The sequence below is a fragment of the Actinophytocola oryzae genome (assembly GCF_004364325.1).
GTDB classification, from domain to species: Bacteria; Actinomycetota; Actinomycetes; order Mycobacteriales; family Pseudonocardiaceae; genus Actinophytocola; species Actinophytocola oryzae.
This window is the reverse complement of record NZ_SOCP01000001.1, coordinates 196,017-211,375: the sequence shown is the minus strand read 5'-3', so window position 1 is coordinate 211,375 and position 15,359 is coordinate 196,017. Positions and strand designations below refer to the sequence as shown.

Here is a 15,359-nt window from a genome sequence, read left to right as displayed (position 1 = left end):
TGCTCAGTCCCGCCTGCGACGCTCGCGGCGGTCGCGGTGGCCCCGGTCCTCGCCGAACTGGCCGAGAATGCTCATGACCAGCGGGATGAGCAGCCAGACCGGCCAGAAGTACCCGAGGCCCGTGAGGAGCCAGATCACCGTGCAGACGACGAAGATGCCGCCGAAGCCGCCCATCGTCATCCTGACGAGCTGACCGGTGCGTGAGGACACGCTCGCGGGCAGCGGTGGCGGCCCCTGGGGTGCCGCGACGGCCTGCTGCTGCATCGGCAGGTCCTCGAGCAGGCCCTTCAGGTCGCCGTAGGTCTTGGCCGCATAGGTCTTCTGCAGCCGCTCGTCGTACTCGCCGAGGTCGAGACGCCCCTCGTCGAGCGCCTTCTTCAGCTTGTCGGCCACAGCCTGTCGGTCGCTGTCAGCGGCCCGCATCTCGTCACGACCCATGTGTTCCAGGATGCCAGTTCAACCGGTTCCGACCACACCGCATCGACAAAGCCGGTAACCTGGGACCAGGTCCATGTCGCCGTCACCGGGCCATCGGCACGTCCGACGAGGACGACGTTCCGCCGGGCGACCGAGAGAAATGACGACGTATTGGTCAACTTGATCATCACTATCGCGCTGTGCCTCGCGTGCTCGATCGCGTACGCGGCGGCGGCGCTCATCCAGGCCAAGCACGCCCACCTGGCGATCTCGGCCCTGGCACGCATGCCGATCCTGTGGGTGGCGCTCGCGCTCAACGCGCTCGGCGCGGCACTGCACGTCACGTCGCTCGGCTTCGGCCCGCTGACGCTGATCCAGCCGCTCGGCGTGCTCACGCTGGTGATCGCGGTCCCGTTCGCGGCGATGTCGGCCAGGCGCAAGGTGACGCCGCTGGAGCTGCGCGGCATGACCAACACGGTGATCGGCCTCGCCGGTCTCGCGCTGATCATCACGACGTCCGGTTCGGGCCGGACCCTCGACTCCGGTGAGCTGGTCTGGCTGCTGGTGGCCACGACCGTGGTCGTGAGCGCTCTGGGCGCGTTCGGCCGCCGTCGGGGTGCGTCACCCCTCTGGGAAGCCACGGCCGGGGGAATCGCCTACTCGGTGTGTTCGGCCATGTGCAAGACGGTGGTCGTCACGGCCAGCGAGAAGGGCGTCGGCGAGCTGCTGAGCCCGATCATGGTCGTGGCGATGGCCGCGACGGTCACGTTCGCGATCGCCGCGACGGTGCTGACGCAGTGGTCCTACCGCGCGGGCCTCGGCGCGCCGCTCGCGGTGACCAACCTGGTGAACCCGGCCACCGCCGCCGCCATCGGCGTGCTGCTCCTGGGCGAGCACCTCGCCACGACGCCGGTCGAGATCGTCATCGCGGTGGTGTGCGCGCTGCTCAGCGGGCTGGGTGTGATCCAGCTGACCCGTGCCAGGGACGTGGACACGAAGTCCACCGAAACCCCGACCCGCGAGAACGTCCGCGTCTGACGTCGCCTCGGGATGGGGGTCGGTTGGGGGTTTCCCCGAAGCCGGCGGGGCGGGGCGTCTCTACAGTTGGGTGCATGGATTCCGCGCGTCCGCTCCGGGAGCTGCTCACCGACCTGGTGGGCGACGCAGGCGCACGCGCCGGCGGCCCCGAGGCCTACCTGGCCGAGCACGGCCACGACCTGCCCCCCGACCTGGTGGCGGAGGCGGTGGTGAGCTTCGCGGACACGGCACCGCCGGAGGTGGCGGAGCACCTGGCACCGTTCGTGACGGCCCACACCGCGGGCGAGGAGCCCGCCGACTGGTTCGACCTGCTGACGTCGGCGCCGGTGGACCCCGCCGACGACCTGGACGACCTGGACGACGCACCCCTGGGCGATGTCGACGCGGACCCCGACCTGTCCCTGGACTTCGGCGCGGGCGCCTTCGACGACGACCCGTCGGTGGACCACGTCCCGACCCACGTGTCGGACGACGCGCCCGGAGCCGACTCCGACGCCGACGATGACGCCCCGGACTGGTCCGCACCGGACGACACCGAACCGCCCGAGCCGTCGCCGGACGTCCTGACGGACGATGACGGCGATGACTCGGACGACGACCTGTTCGACTGAGCCGAGCTGTTCGACTGAGACCCGCGGCAAGCCCTTGGCTGGGCTCACCGCGGGTCTCCGTGCGTCGTGGTGAACGCGAGAGTCCCGGCGGGTCGCGGCCGGCGCGCGGGGGCTCGGTGATGGGCGCGCGAGCCCCGGCGCGCCGCGACGGGCGCGAGGGTCTCGGTGGGTCGTGATGAAGGCGCGAGGGGCCCGCCTCGTGACGGACCCGGGGCCCCAGTGAGTCGTGACGGAGGCGCGAGCCCCGGCGCGTCGCGACGAACCGAGGGCCCCGGTGCGTTGTGGCGGACCGGGGGTCTCAGTGGGTCGTGGTCGACGCGAGGATCTCCGTGGTGGTGGTCGTGGTGTCGGTGGTGGTCGTGTCCGTGGTGGTGGTCGTCTCGGTGGTTGTTGTTCTGGTGGGCTTCTTGGTGTGGGTGGGAGCCTTCTGGGTGACCGTCGTGGTGGTCTCCGCGGTCCGGGTGATCGGCACGCAGTTACCGGTCGCGAAGTGCCCGTCGGCGTCGGGCACGAGCCGGTGGTCGGCGGTGGCGATCCGGGCACAGACCTTGGGCGCGTCGCCGATGGCCATGACGAACCGTTGGTCGGTGAGGTCGAGGACGGCCGGGCGCCGGTCCTCGACGTACCACCTGCCCTGCTCGCTCTCGGGTGCCTGCATGCCCATGACCTCGGCGGGTGGCGTCACACCGTCGCCGCCGTAGACGTGCATGTGGATGCCGCCGTTGACGTTCATGGGCGCCCCGTCGCTGCGGTAGTCGATGGTGATCCTGCCGTCGGCGATGATCGCCGAGGTGAGACACACCCACCGCGGGTTGCTCATGATCGCGTCGGTGCACTGCTCGTCCGCCGGCAGGGAGGACGCCGCGGTCGACGGGGTACTGGCCGCGACGTCGCGGGTCTTGTCGTCGCCTTCGTCGTTCCCGTTGAGGACGGCGAAACCGATCCCCACGCCGGCCAGCAGTACGAGCGCGACGGCCCCTGCGGCCACCACAACGCCCCGGCGCTTCTTCCCGGTGGGCGGCGGACCGACCCGGTCGCCGTCCCGGTCGACCGGATGGGTGACGCCCGACCGTTCGGCCCGGTTCCCTTCCCAGCCACCACCAGAAGCACGACCAGGCCCGGACCCACGGGTCTCGTACCCACGCCCGGCACCCGCACCCGACGCACCCGGGTTCTGCCGCCCGACCCTGCCGGTCGGGCCGTCACCGAATCCACCGGCCCGCCCGCTGTCCGCGCCCAGTGCCGCAGGACCACCAGACGACCCCTGACGGCCGCCAAATCCCGCCGCACCACCGAAACCGCCGACAGCCCCGGCTGGAACCGGTCCCCCGGACCCACCAGCCGCCGAACCAGCTCCCTCACCGACAGCCCCGCCGGCTCCACCACCAGCCGCGCCATAACCACCGGCGGGCGATCCCGCCCGGCCACCGCCCGATCCCGGACCACTCCCCAACCCCGCACCACCAGGCCCACCACCCGAACCAGCGACACCACCCACAGCCGACCCCATCCCACCACCGCCCGAACCCGGACCCGAACCAAACCCAGCACCACCGGGCCCTCCAGCCGAACCACCGACAGCCGAACCCGCCCCACCACCGGCCGAACCCGGACCAGAGCCAAACCCAGCACCACCGGGCCCTCCAGCCGAACCACCGACAGCCGAACCCGCCCCACCACCGCCCGAACCCGGACCCGAACCAAACCGCGTCCCCTCGCCAGGGCCGCCGGTGCCGCCCGCAGCCGACCCCGGGCCTGCTCCGAAACCGGCCCCACCACCAGGTGCGGCCGGACCCCCACCACCAGGCCCCATCGGTCCGCCGACGGCGGCGGAACCTGCCGCGTCACCACCTGCGCCTCCCCGCCCGCCTGCTCCACCGAAACCGACGGCCGCCGCGCCCATGCCGGCGGCGCCACCGGCGATACCCGGCGCGCTGAAGCCGCCGCCCGCCAACCGTGCGGCGCCAAGGGCTACCGCGTGCTTCGGATGGGTGTCCATGGCCACCGGCCGCCCCAGCTCCGCGCTCACCAGCTGGCCCACCAACGGCATCCGCGACGAACCCCCCACCAACAGCACCGCCTGCAGCTGGTCAGGCGTCAGGTCCGCCGACCGAACAGCCCTGCGCAACGCCTCGATCGAGCCGTGCAACGCGGGCCGGACCATCGACTCCAGCTCACCCCGCGTGAGCCGAACCTCCGTGGTCACCGACGGCAGCAGCACCGGGATCGACGTGTCCGTGTCAGCGGACAGCGCCTCCTTCGCCTCCACACACTCCTCACGCAACCGCCCCACCGCCGAGATCACGGCCGGGTCATCGTCGTCGAGGTCGTCCAGCTTGTCCCCGAGCGTGGTCCGGACGTGGTTGAACACCGCCGCGTCGAAGTCGATGCCGCCCAGCCGCTCGATGCCCTCCGGCTGCCCCAGGATCGCGAAACCCGTCGGCGTGCGACGCAGCACCGCCGCGTCGAAGGTCCCCCCGCCCAGGTCGTACACCGCGACCACCGCGCCTACCCCGAGGCGCTGTTCCTGCGCGTAGTTGACCGCCGCCGCCTCCGGTTCCGACACGAATGTCACCGACGGCAGGTCGGCCATCCGCACGGCCTGGCGTAACAGGTCGATCTTGTACGGCCCCCAGTTCGCCGGGTGCGACACGCACACCGCCGACGGCGCACCGCCCTCACGGGTCGTCACCTCCGTGACCACCGCCCGCAGCAGCTGCGACATCAACGCCTCCGCCGAGTACGGCGACCCGCCCAGCATCAGTGGTGTCGTGTCACCGAGGCGGCGTTTGAACTCGCGGGCCACGCGGTTCGGCTCCGTCAACCCCCTGCGGTTGGCTGCCTCGCCCGTCAGGAAGGTCTCGTCGGCCCGCAACAACACCACCGACGGGATCGCGGCACCCCGGCCACCGAGCGACACGATCTGCGCCCGGCCGTCTCGCCAGGTCGCCGCCGCGGTGTAGGTGGTGCCCAGGTCAATTCCGAGTGCGTACATGACTGTGCTCCGATAGAAGGTCGGCCAACATGCCTTCGCACGAACGGACGGCCACCCTCGCGGCGACCGTCAGCTCGTAGCTGGTCATTGGGTTCTCTGCCCGCCTCTGCCAGCGGGACAACGCGTCCGTGGCGGCGGAGGTCAGCTCGCGGGTGCCCGCGTCGGGCGGCAGCCGCAGACGTTGGTGGGTCGCGCCGCCCGACCCGCCGATCACACGTTCCAGCTCGGCGACGACCTCGGCCTTGCCCGACACCCAGCCCGCGCGCAGCCCCGACAGCACGCGCAGCTCGTTGAACGGGTGCGCCGACGACACGACGGCCTCGACCTCGCCCGCCAGCGCCTCGCTGCCCGGTCGCGCGAACGTCCGCACCAGGTCGGACACGGCGAGCAGCGCCGAGCGGCTCTTCAACACGTCCCTGCGCTCGAAGAACAGCGACGACAGCAGGTCCTGCAGCTGGTTGAGGCCACTGCGCTCGGCAAGCTCCCCGGCCAGCTCCGTCGCCGTGCCCGCCACCTTGCGCCGCAGCATCGTGCTCGCGAGCCGCACGCCGAACACCCCGAAGCGCGCCAACAGCTTCTCGCGCTCCGGTTCGGTGAGTCCCAGCTCCTGACGCGTCCGCACGAAACGGTCGGCCGACAGCAGCAGCTCCTCGGCCTCGCGCGGCGGCAGGTCGGCGATGCGGCGCAGCTGCCCGACCTCCTCCTCGGTCAGCGTCACCGCGGTCTCGGCCAGCAGCCCGGCCACCGGGACGACGGACTGCACCAGCCGTCGCACGTTCGGGTCATCACCGAGCCGGGCGGCCACCCGTCGCGCGGACGCCATCGAGTCCAGCCTGCCGACGGCGATCTCGTCGGCCCTCGACAGCACGCCGATCGCGTTCACCGGGCTGGGCCGCGAGACCTCGGCGTCGTGGAAGGCACGCAGGAACTCGACGTCGCCGGAGTGGAGGTGACGCATCAGGTAGACGACCGCGTCGGCGGGCGTCTCCTCCTCGTCCGGCACCAGCAGGTCCCACGTCCGCCGCGCCGCCGACTCCGTCAGCGACCCGATTCCGGGCGTGTCGACCAGGGTCACCGCACGCAACGCCTGTGCGGGCCACGTCACCACCAGCTCGTCCACCTCGGACGCGTTCAGCCCGCCGAGGTCGATGTCGAGCTGGCCGTCCTCCCGGCTGAACCGCAGCTGCCGCTGCTCCCGCCCGACCTGCGCGCGCACCTGGTAGGAATGCCCGTCCTGGTACCAGGTCACGATCCGCGTGCACTCGCCCGCGTCGGTCGGCGCGAGCCGCTCCCCCACCAACGCGTTGAGCAAAGTGGACTTCCCGGCCTTCACCCGCCCGGCAACGGCCACCCGCAGCGGCTGGTCCAGCCGGTCACGCAAGGCAGCGAGGCGAGCACCGTGCGGCGTCCCGCGATACACCTCGATCCCGCGCTCGAGCACCAACCTGGTCCGGTCGACCAACGTCATGACGCCACCGCCTCCGCACGCTGCCGCAGCTGCCTGATCCGCGCCAGTTCGGCGTCCACGTCCTTGAGGCGTTGCGCCCGGTCGGTCTGCGAGCGCTTCGCCGCCTCCGACGCCGCGGTCAGCGCGCGCGTGTTCGACCGGTTCAGCTCCTCGGCCAGGGCCGTGTAGTGGTCCCGAAGCTCACGCTGCACGCGGCGCAGCGTGTCGCGGGAGTCCTTGCTGGCCACGAAGGTGACCTTGTCGCAGTACCTGCGCACCGCGTTCTTGGCGTCCGCACGGCGTTTCTGCACCTGTCGCTTCTTCTCCTCGCGCAGCCCCCGGTGCCCGAGCACGAGCCCGATGCCGATCCCGATGGGCCCCAGGATGATCCCGACCATGCTGCCGACGAGCGTGAACATCATCGCCCCGCCGTAGGCGCTCTTCATCGCCACCAGCGCCTGCTTGACGGCACGCATCTTCCGCAGGTCGAGGTCGTCGTCGACGTGTGCGGCGGCCAGCGGCGTCGGATCGTTGACCGACGGGCGGGTGTACATGGTGCCCGCCGCTTCCCGGAAGTGCTCGCCGACCCGCTCCGACAGGTCGGTGGCCCGGCCCCGCAGCAGCTCGTAGTTGGACAGCAACGCCTCCGCGGTCCTCGCCTGCAGCCACGGCCCGAACTCGGCCCACGTGTCGGCCGGGTCGCCCGCCTCGATGGCCGCGTCGGCCTCGGCGGTGACCTCCTTGATCCGCGCCTTGAGGTCGAAGTCGATGTCGGAGGTGAGGTCGCCGATGCCGTCGCCGAGTGTCTGGCTCCACTTGGCCGCGGCCGTCGTCAGCCGCTCCACATGGGACTTCACCGAGGTCAGCTCGTCGACCACGCGCTGTGCGTTGGCGGGGTCGGCCAGCGCCTCCCGCTCCGCGCCGAACGACGTCGCCAGGTGGTCGCACAGCGACACGACCTCGGCGGCGGCCTCGGTCGCGAGCCGCTGCTCCGCCGACCCGCCGACCTGCTCGCGCACCAGCGTGATCAGGTCGGGGAACCCGGACTCGGTGTTCAGCTCGCCGTCGCTGTTCTTCACCGCGCGGGCACGCAGCGCGGAGGACACCGCCAGCAGCGGGATGTCGCCCTCGGCGGCGAGGTGTCCGGCGTCGATGTCGCGGATGCGCCGCCACGCCGGGTAGAAGTCGGTCTTGGTGAGTACACACGCGACCGTCGGGCACATCGAGCGGGCCCTGCGCAGGAAGTCCATCTCACTGCGCGTCAGCTCCTGTGCCGCGCTGGTCACGAACAGCACCGCGTCGGCCATGGAGATGGCGGCGAGGCTGGCCGCGGCGTGCGCGGAGCCGAGGCCGCCGATCCCCGGTGTGTCAACGAGAACCAGCCCGGTCGCGAGCAGTGCCCTGGGGATGCGGACCTCGACGCCGCCGACGCGGGGGTCGCCCGCCGCGTTCTCCACGACGTGCTTGCGGACGTCGGCCAGCTCGATCGACGCGCGCCCCTCGACTCCCTCGTGCCACACCTGCGCGCCCGCCTTCTCGCCGTGGCGGACGAACGTCGGCACGGCGGTGGCCGCGTCGTCGTCGACCGGGCACACCGGCGCCCCGACCAGTGCGTTCACGAGCGAGCTCTTGCCCTGCTTGAACTCGCCCGCGATGACGACGTGGATCACCGGGTCGGCCAGCCTGCGTCCGGCCTCGGTCAGCCGGGCCCCGAGGTCCGGTCGGTCGAACGCCTCACACGCACGCAGCCCAAGGTCGACCAGGTCCACGGCCCGCGCCGCGGGCGAGGCGGTGCCTGCCTTGGTGGTCATGAGATCTCCCGGATGGACGGTGCGGTTTGGACGCGCGACAGCGGGCCGGGTTCCCGATCACACCGGCCCGCTTCGCTTCTCGGACATCGTGGTTACTGGTTGGCGAACTCGGTGTCGTCGCCGCTCTCGATCGTGTCGTTGTCCTGCACGGCGACGACGGTGGTGTCGTTGTCCTCGACGTGCGTGTCGTTGTCGTTGACCGTCGTGTCGTTGTCCTCGAACGAGGTCGTGACCGTGGTGTCGTTGTCCTCGAAGGTGTCGTTGTCCTCGACGTTGGAGCCGCTCGCGTCGCCGCCGACCGCGATGGCCGAGCCGTCGTCGACGGTGTTGCCGGAGACGTTCGTGGCGTCGCCGCCGCCGAAGCTGACCGAGCTGTCGTCGATGTCGGCGTTGGGCAGGTTGTTGACGTCGCCGTCGCCGAACCCGAAGGCCGACCCGTCGGCGCTGCCGGAGACCTGCGCCGTCTCGTTGCCGTCTCCGACCACCGCGTTCTCGACGTCGTCACCGGCGTTGATGCCGGTGTTCACGCCGGTGTTGACGCCACTCGCGTCGTCGCCCGCCTGGACCGCGCCGTCGCCGGTGTTGGCCTGGCCGAAGTTGTCGCCGTCGATGATCTGGCCCTGCTCGCCGGTGACCGCGTCGACGTCCACGTCGCCGAAGACGTTGCCGTCCACGTCGACGTCCACGCTGTTGTCGACACTCTGGTCGATCATGTTCGTGATGTAGTCGTCACCTTCGTAGGTCTGGTAGGTGACGTAGTTGAGGTGCTGGACGACCTGCTCGACGCTGTGGTTCGCGGCGGAGTGGGCGGGGCCCGCGCCGCCGCCGGTGTAGCTCTGGAGCGCGGAGCGGGTCTCCGGCGCCACCGACGGGTCGCCGCAGACGGCGCCGACCGCACCCGGCATGTCCACACCGGACAGGTCGTGGTCGGTGACACCCTGCGCGGCGAGCATGCCGCGCGGGTCCTCCGCGTACTGGGCGGCGAAGCCGCGGTCGGTGAGCAGGCTGCGGATGAAGTTCTGGATCTCTTCGCCGACGTTGATGGGCATTTCGGGTTCCTCCTCGATCGGTGCGGCCCGTCACTTCGTCGGGCTCGAGACCAAGAATGCGGTCGGCAACCGGCTCCGGGCATCGGGGAGACCCCCATGACGATGGGGGGCCGCTAGGGGGTAATCGGCAGGAGGGGGCACTGTGTGTCGGTGTGGCGCGGGAAAACCGAAAGATCACTTTTGGTCGACGAGGATCTCGCGGAGCGTGGCGAGCAGCTCCGCCCGCGAGCCCGCGCCGAGCTTTGCCCTGATCCTGGCCACGTGGTGCTCGACCGTCTTGGGTGAGATGTAGAGCTGGGCGCCGATCTCGCGGTGCGTGCTGCCCGCGAGGACGAGCTTCGCGACCGCCAGCTCCCGCTCGGAGAGGCCGCCCGTCTGTGCCGTCTGGCTGCCCTCCGGGGAGTCCGGTTCGGACAGTTCGCGTGCCCTTTCGAGCAGCCGCCGGACGGTCACGGGGTCGGTGGCGTGGATGGCGGCCTGTCCGGCGAGCCTGCCGGCTTCCCAGGGGAGCTGCGCGGTCACCAGTTGTTCGGTGACGGCCAGAACGTGGTCGGGTGCCACGGGGTCGCCCGCGAGGAGCCGCGCCCAGACCTCGGCCGCGGCGACCTGGGCGGCGGCCCGGTGTCCACCCCGGCCCGCGTCCCGCGCTCGCCTGGCCGCGGTGGCCGCGGCCGCCGGATCGTCGGCGGCGACCGCCACCTGCGTGTGGAGCCAACAGAGAGCGGCCGTCCACGTGGGCGGGTGGCCCAGCTGGGCGACGATGCCGTCCAGCACGTCGAGGATCGGGGCGATGCGGCGGGTCTGACGCAGGCGGGCCGCCGCGACCAGCAGCTCTTCCACCGCCTCCAGCTGCCACAGGTCCACCGCGCGCCGGGCCAGAACCGGCTCGACACTGCTCCACACCGCACGCAGTCCCGCGATGTCGCCGCGTCGTCTGGCCATGCCCGCCGCGACCGCTGCGCGGAGCAGACGTTCCCTCGCCGGCAGCTCTCCTGGTTGTCTGGCCAGTTCCCGCAGTGCTGTGTCGTACTGACCCGCACGCATCCGCGCCCAGGCGAGCAGGAGCCGGTGGCGTTCGGCCGCGGCCGGGTTCTGCGCGGGGCGGTCCAGGAGGTACTCGGCCGCCGCCACGTCGCCTGCCAGCACGGCCACGACCGCGCCGACGGCGTGGGGCGTGTCGGGGAGAACCGCTGTCGGCGTGGTGCGTTCGGCAAGTTCCGCGGCCTCGATCAGTAGCGGTACGGCCGCGTCCGGGTCGCGGACCGCGGTCAGGACCGCCTCCGCCAGCCGGACCGCGGGCGCCGGGCCCTGGGGTGTCCCGACGAGTCGGCCCGTCGCCACGAGGACCGGGACCGCCATGGCCGGCGACGCCGCCGCCAACAGGTCGGCGGCACGGTCGGCGCGGCCGTCGTGGGCCGCGGCGGCACCCGCGAGGAGAGCCAGTCTCGGGGTGTCGTGCGGGAGGTCGGTGTCGGGCGGCAGGCCGAGCAGGGCGTTCGCCTCGGCACGACCGGCGACGACGTCGGCGGACTCGGCGCCCGCCTCGGTCGCGTCGTCGAACCAGGCCAGGGCCGCGGCCGGGTCGGTGAAGCGGGTCAGCTCGCCTGCCTGCCGGTACACGTCGGCGGCGGCCGGTGTGCGGACCCGGCCTGCCCGCAGCTGGCCCGCGACGACCAGCGGGTCCGCCCCGGTGGCCATGAGCGCGCGGGCCGTGATGTCGTGCAGGCGCCTGCGTTCCGCGCCGGACAGGTCCGCGAGCACGGCGTCGGCGACCGCCGGGACCATCCGTTCGCCACCGGGGACGAGCATGCCCTCGTCCCGCAGCGTGCGGAGGACGCCGGGCAGCTCGGCGTGCGGCACCTCGGCGGCGGCGGCCAGCGCGTCGTCGGACGGGTCGAGGTGCAGTGCCAGCACACGTGCCACGGCACCGGCCTGCCGCGGGAGGACGGCGAACCGGCGTTGCACCCTGGCCAGCAGGGCCGGGGAGTCGTTGCCGCCCAACGCGACGGCGACCGCGACGCCAGGCAGTCCAGCCGACCGCTCGTGCACGGCCGCCGCGACGTCCGGGGACACGGGCCGCCCGGTGACGGTCGCGACCAGCGTGCCGATCTCGTCACGCGTGAGCGGGGCGAGCACCTCCACGCCGTCGACCGCGGCGGCCTCGTCGAGCTCCGCCAGTTCCGGGCCGCCGATGGTCGGCCGCCTCGCGACGACCACCCGGACACCGGACCGCGCCGCCGCGGTGAGGGCACGCAGGACCTCCGCGCCCAGCCGGTGCACGTCGTCGGCGATGACGAGTGCGGCACCGGACAGCCCTGTGGTGTCGGTACCGAGCCACAACGCGGGCGTGCCGGCAGTGTCGGCGATGCGGCGGAGGCGGTGGGTCCGCCCAGCGCCGTCGACTCCGACCACCACGGTCACGACACATCTCCTCGGGGGCCGGGTTCGGGGATCCTAACCTCTCGATAGGTTCCCGGCGTGCAGAACGACCACCCCCTGATCATCGCGTCGAAGGCCGGGGACGTCTCCGAGGTGACGTCCCTTCTCACCGAGGAGCCCGACGCGGTGGACGTCCGCGGCTGGATGGACATCACCCCGCTGATCGCGGCGACGTGGGAGGGCGACTCGCCCGACGTCGTCCGGCTGCTGCTCGACGCGGGCGCGGACCCCCTCGCCGTGCGGACGAACGGGGACGGCGCACTGCACTGGGCGGCGAGCGGCGAGGTGGCCACGCTGCTCGCGACCGCGGCGGGCAAGCCCGGCCTGGCGGCGCGGTACCTGTTCGACCACACGCCACTGCACGTCGCCGCGGACAAGGGCCGGGCGGACGTGGTGGCCGCGTTCCTGGCCGAGGGCGCGGACCCCGCGGCGCTCGACCGCTACGGCAACACCCCACTGGACCTCGCGGACAACCCGGCTGTGGCGCTCCTCCTGGTGGAGTCCGGTGCCCCGCTGCGGACGGCCCGCCCGAGCACCCCGCTGCACGACGCGTGCCGCCGGGCCGCGGGCGACCCGTCGTGGTCCCCGGTGGTCTCGCTGCTGCTGGAGCGCGGCGCCGACTCCGCCCTGCGTGACGAGTTCGGCGCGCTGCCGGGAGACCTGCTTGGCGACCACCCGCTGCGAGACGGTCTGGTGTCGGCGGAGCTGACCGCCGAGGGCGCACACGGACAGCTGGCCATCCGCCCGGACGGGACGGAGGCCGTGACCACGATGTACTCGGGCGCCGTCCTCGTGCGCTGGACGCTGTCGCCGTCGACCACCCCGGTCGAGGTGCTCCGGTCAGGGGACCGCAGGCGGGTGTGGGGCCCGGCGGACGCGGGTCTCGCGTTCTCCGACCGCGAGTCGGTGTGGCTGCGGGACTGGGTGGACCTCGACAGCGTGCGCACCCTGCCGGCCGACGCCCTTCCCGAGGACCTGCACCCCCACCCGGTCGTCTCCCCCGACGGCCACCTCACGTTGCTGCCCTCCAGCGAGGAGCTGCACGTGTTCGACCTGGTCAAGGACGTGGTCACGACGCGGCTCACGGGTTTCGGCGACTGGAGCGTGCTACCGCGGTTCTCCCCGGACGGCGCGACGGTCGCGGTGGCCAACTCGATGCAGGGCACGTGGTGGCTGACCGTGCTCGACGTGGCCGACGGCACGCTGAGTCTCCGCTACGAACACACGGCCGACCTCCCGAACGCGAGTGTCCCGGAGATCGTCTCCGACGTGGCGTTCACCCCGAACGGCCTCCGGTTCGCGACGTGGGTGCGCCCCGACCACCACGGCGCGGGCGAGTCCGGCTACCGGGGCATGGCGGTCGCCACCCGCACCGACACCGGCGCGACCGTGTGGCACCGCCGGGTGGACGACGACACCGTCGGCGTCCCGGGAGAGGTGACGTCGGCCCGGCTGTCCTTCACGGCGGACGGCGCCTGGCTGGCGGTGGGCCTGGACACGGGAGTCCTGTGGCTGGACGCGGAAACCGGCACCCCCGCCGCGCACGACCCGTCTCCCGGCCGGGTGAACGCGCTGGCGTCGCACCCCGACACCGGCGTACTGGCGACGACCGCTCAGGGCCTCCGGCAGGTGACGCCGCCCTCGTGAGGCCGCCGCCGCGGCTCACTCGGTGAGAGGGACGACCTCCCACTGTTGCCGGGCGTCGGACGGGTTCGGCTCCTGGAGGTCGACCAGCGGTGGTCGTACCAGGGCGTCGGACCGGGAGACGTTCAGGTGCCCCGAGGGTGCGACCGCGCGGGAGATCACACAGCCGCCCTGCCCGACGCTCCCGGTGATCAGCCACTGGTAGGGAGTGGGCTTGGTGATCACGTGTTTGCCGACGCTCGGGAGGCCCGTGAGGGCGAGGTAGGTCGTGGTCTTCCTGTTACGCAGCGCGCAACCGAGGGCTTCCCTGCAGGTGAGGTCCCACACCTGGTAGGTCCCCGCCTCTCCGTCGGACGGCTCGGACATCGTGACCCGCTGACGCGGTTCCTCGTCCTGCGCGGTGAGCAGCAGGGTCGTGGCCGGGTCCTTGATCCGGTACGCCCCGTCGGGAACCACGTAGTCCCGCACGCCGACGGGTGGTTGCGCCTGTGCCGGGGCGGCGGTGGCCAGTGTGGCGCCGACGGCGGCGGCCGTGACGAAGCGGGCGATGGCACGAATCGCTGTCATCCGTTGTCTTTCTTTCCGACCGTGAAGCACCGCGGTCGGGTCAGTGGCCCGCCGGGACGTACAGGAACTCGGGGCAGTAGTTCCCCGGCCCGGCCTTCAGCGGGATGGCCATGATGAGACGGGCGTACTCCCGCATGTCCGCCATGGCCTGGATCGCGTCGCCGACCAACCTGTCCCGCGTCGCCTTGTCCGTTGTGCCCCACGCCTTCTGGAAACTGTTCAGCAAGGAGCTGTAGGCGGCGTTGAACCAGTCGAGGTACTGACGTGCCTCACTGCCCGCTTCCGGTTTGTTCCGGGGATCCTTCGCCCACCCACCCGCGGGGACCTCGGCGGCGGGATAGGCCTTCGGCCGGGTGATCCTGTCCCCTTCGAACACCCACTCGCCGTCCTTGCGAACGAGCTTGCGCCCCAGCTCGAGCTGCCGGAACGAGTAGTAGTGGGCAAGCTCGTCCTCGTAGCCGGGGTACGGGTTGCCCGGTGTCGCCGAGGTCCCCTCGCCCTGCTCCATCACGATGTCCAGACTGTCGAGCACGGTGTCGAGGTCCTTCATGACGACGATGTCGTTGCCCGTGCCGTGCCTTCCCGACAGCGGGAACTCCAGCTGCGGTCCCTTGTTCAGCTCCGGCCGGCACCTCTCGAACGTCCTGCTGATCTTCTGGTAGAACGCGCCGATCGAGGGGTAGGTCTCCTGCGCGGCGGACTCGGGGAAGTGCTGGTCCTCCGGGGCCTCGATGTGGGCGTACATGCCGAGGCTCTTGGTGGTCAGCCCGGACAGGGACACGGTCAGCTCCGGTCGCACGCCACCCGGCAGTTGTCCCGGATAGGTGGGCGGGTGGGAGAGGTCGGGGACGCCGCCGATGGCCGAGAGCATGTTGCCGACGAGGCCGAAGTGGGCCATCTCGTCGAAGATGATCTCCCGGATCGTCCGGTGGAACTCCCGTGCCTGCGGTGGCACGACGATCGACCACAGTCCGCACGAGTACGGCGGTATCGTCGCCAGCTCCATGACCATCGCGGTCTGCAGCGCGGACCGGAGCCACCTGACGTCGGTGTCCTCGTCGGACACCGACAACAACTCGGTGACAGTCCTGTTGCCCTGCCCGGCGACCGCGGTCATGTCCACTCCCCGATGGTTCCTCCGTGGTTGCGTCGAGAACGCACCGCAACGATCTTCCCGAGCGTTTCGGCGGTCGGCCATCCCACACCGCCCGAATGACCCGAACGTGTGCCTCCCCGGGCATCCGGGCGCGCCACCCGGGGCGGGCACGGAAGTCCTCTGTGGAGCCGATGCGGGTGGCGTAGCGTCAGGGCCTCAGATCCGGAGGGAGCCGTCCTGAACGC

11 protein-coding genes are annotated in these 15,359 nt (G+C 72.0%); 3 read left to right on the top strand and 8 right to left on the bottom strand.

Annotated elements, in window-relative coordinates; genetic code table 11:
• Window positions 1-3: 3 nt before the first annotated feature.
• Window positions 4-438: a DUF1707 SHOCT-like domain-containing protein gene (locus CLV71_RS00895; protein ID WP_208297322.1), complete on the bottom strand. Its 435-nt coding sequence runs from the start codon at window positions 436-438 to the stop codon at window positions 4-6.
• A gap of 159 nt (window positions 439-597) precedes the next feature.
• Here CLV71_RS00895 and CLV71_RS00890 point away from each other — a divergent pair, with 159 nt between their 5' ends.
• Both CLV71_RS00890 and CLV71_RS00885 read left to right on the top strand, forming a co-directional pair.
• Window positions 598-1,455: a DMT family protein gene (locus CLV71_RS00890; protein ID WP_133900618.1), complete on the top strand. Its 858-nt coding sequence runs from the start codon at window positions 598-600 to the stop codon at window positions 1,453-1,455.
• Between the two features lie 74 nt (window positions 1,456-1,529).
• Window positions 1,530-2,066: a hypothetical protein gene (locus CLV71_RS00885; RefSeq protein ID WP_133900617.1), complete on the top strand. Its 537-nt coding sequence runs from the start codon at window positions 1,530-1,532 to the stop codon at window positions 2,064-2,066.
• Between the two features lie 298 nt (window positions 2,067-2,364).
• Here CLV71_RS00885 and CLV71_RS49115 read toward each other — a convergent pair whose 3' ends face one another.
• The 5 genes from CLV71_RS49115 to CLV71_RS00855 all read right to left on the bottom strand — a co-directional run bounded on the left by CLV71_RS49115 (window position 2,365) and on the right by CLV71_RS00855 (window position 11,789).
• Complete coding sequence (locus CLV71_RS49115) at window positions 2,365-5,061, bottom strand: Hsp70 family protein (protein WP_243866133.1); 2,697 nt, start codon at window positions 5,059-5,061, stop codon at window positions 2,365-2,367.
• Window positions 5,042-6,529 (bottom strand): dynamin family protein, encoded by a 1,488-nt coding sequence (locus CLV71_RS00870; protein ID WP_133900616.1) that lies wholly within the window; start codon window positions 6,527-6,529, stop codon window positions 5,042-5,044. The genes CLV71_RS49115 and CLV71_RS00870 overlap by 20 nt, the downstream gene beginning before the upstream one ends.
• Window positions 6,526-8,319: a dynamin family protein gene (locus CLV71_RS00865; protein ID WP_133900615.1), complete on the bottom strand. Its 1,794-nt coding sequence runs from the start codon at window positions 8,317-8,319 to the stop codon at window positions 6,526-6,528. The genes CLV71_RS00870 and CLV71_RS00865 overlap by 4 nt, the downstream gene beginning before the upstream one ends.
• Window positions 8,320-8,411: 92 nt before the next feature.
• The gene (locus CLV71_RS00860) at window positions 8,412-9,368 is read right to left on the bottom strand and encodes a hypothetical protein (RefSeq protein ID WP_133900614.1); all 957 of its coding nucleotides are present in this window, start codon (window positions 9,366-9,368) and stop codon (window positions 8,412-8,414) included.
• A 174-nt stretch (window positions 9,369-9,542) separates the two neighbouring features.
• Window positions 9,543-11,789, bottom strand: a complete 2,247-nt coding sequence (locus CLV71_RS00855) for a helix-turn-helix transcriptional regulator (protein WP_133900613.1) — start codon at window positions 11,787-11,789, stop codon at window positions 9,543-9,545.
• A 57-nt stretch (window positions 11,790-11,846) separates the two neighbouring features.
• On the opposite strand from CLV71_RS00855, the gene CLV71_RS00850 reads away from it, so the two are divergent.
• The gene (locus CLV71_RS00850) at window positions 11,847-13,454 is read left to right on the top strand and encodes an ankyrin repeat domain-containing protein (RefSeq protein WP_133900612.1); all 1,608 of its coding nucleotides are present in this window, start codon (window positions 11,847-11,849) and stop codon (window positions 13,452-13,454) included.
• 15 nt (window positions 13,455-13,469) lie between these two features.
• On the opposite strand, the gene CLV71_RS00845 is transcribed toward CLV71_RS00850, so the two are convergent.
• Together CLV71_RS00845 and CLV71_RS00840 are read right to left on the bottom strand one after the other, a co-directional pair.
• Window positions 13,470-14,018, bottom strand: a complete 549-nt coding sequence (locus CLV71_RS00845; RefSeq protein WP_133900611.1) for a hypothetical protein — start codon at window positions 14,016-14,018, stop codon at window positions 13,470-13,472.
• Between the two features lie 40 nt (window positions 14,019-14,058).
• Window positions 14,059-15,135 carry a ferritin-like domain-containing protein gene (locus CLV71_RS00840; protein ID WP_166663860.1) on the bottom strand — a complete coding sequence of 359 codons (1,077 nt, stop codon included), beginning with the start codon at window positions 15,133-15,135 and terminating at the stop codon, window positions 14,059-14,061.
• Window positions 15,136-15,359: the final 224 nt, after the last annotated feature.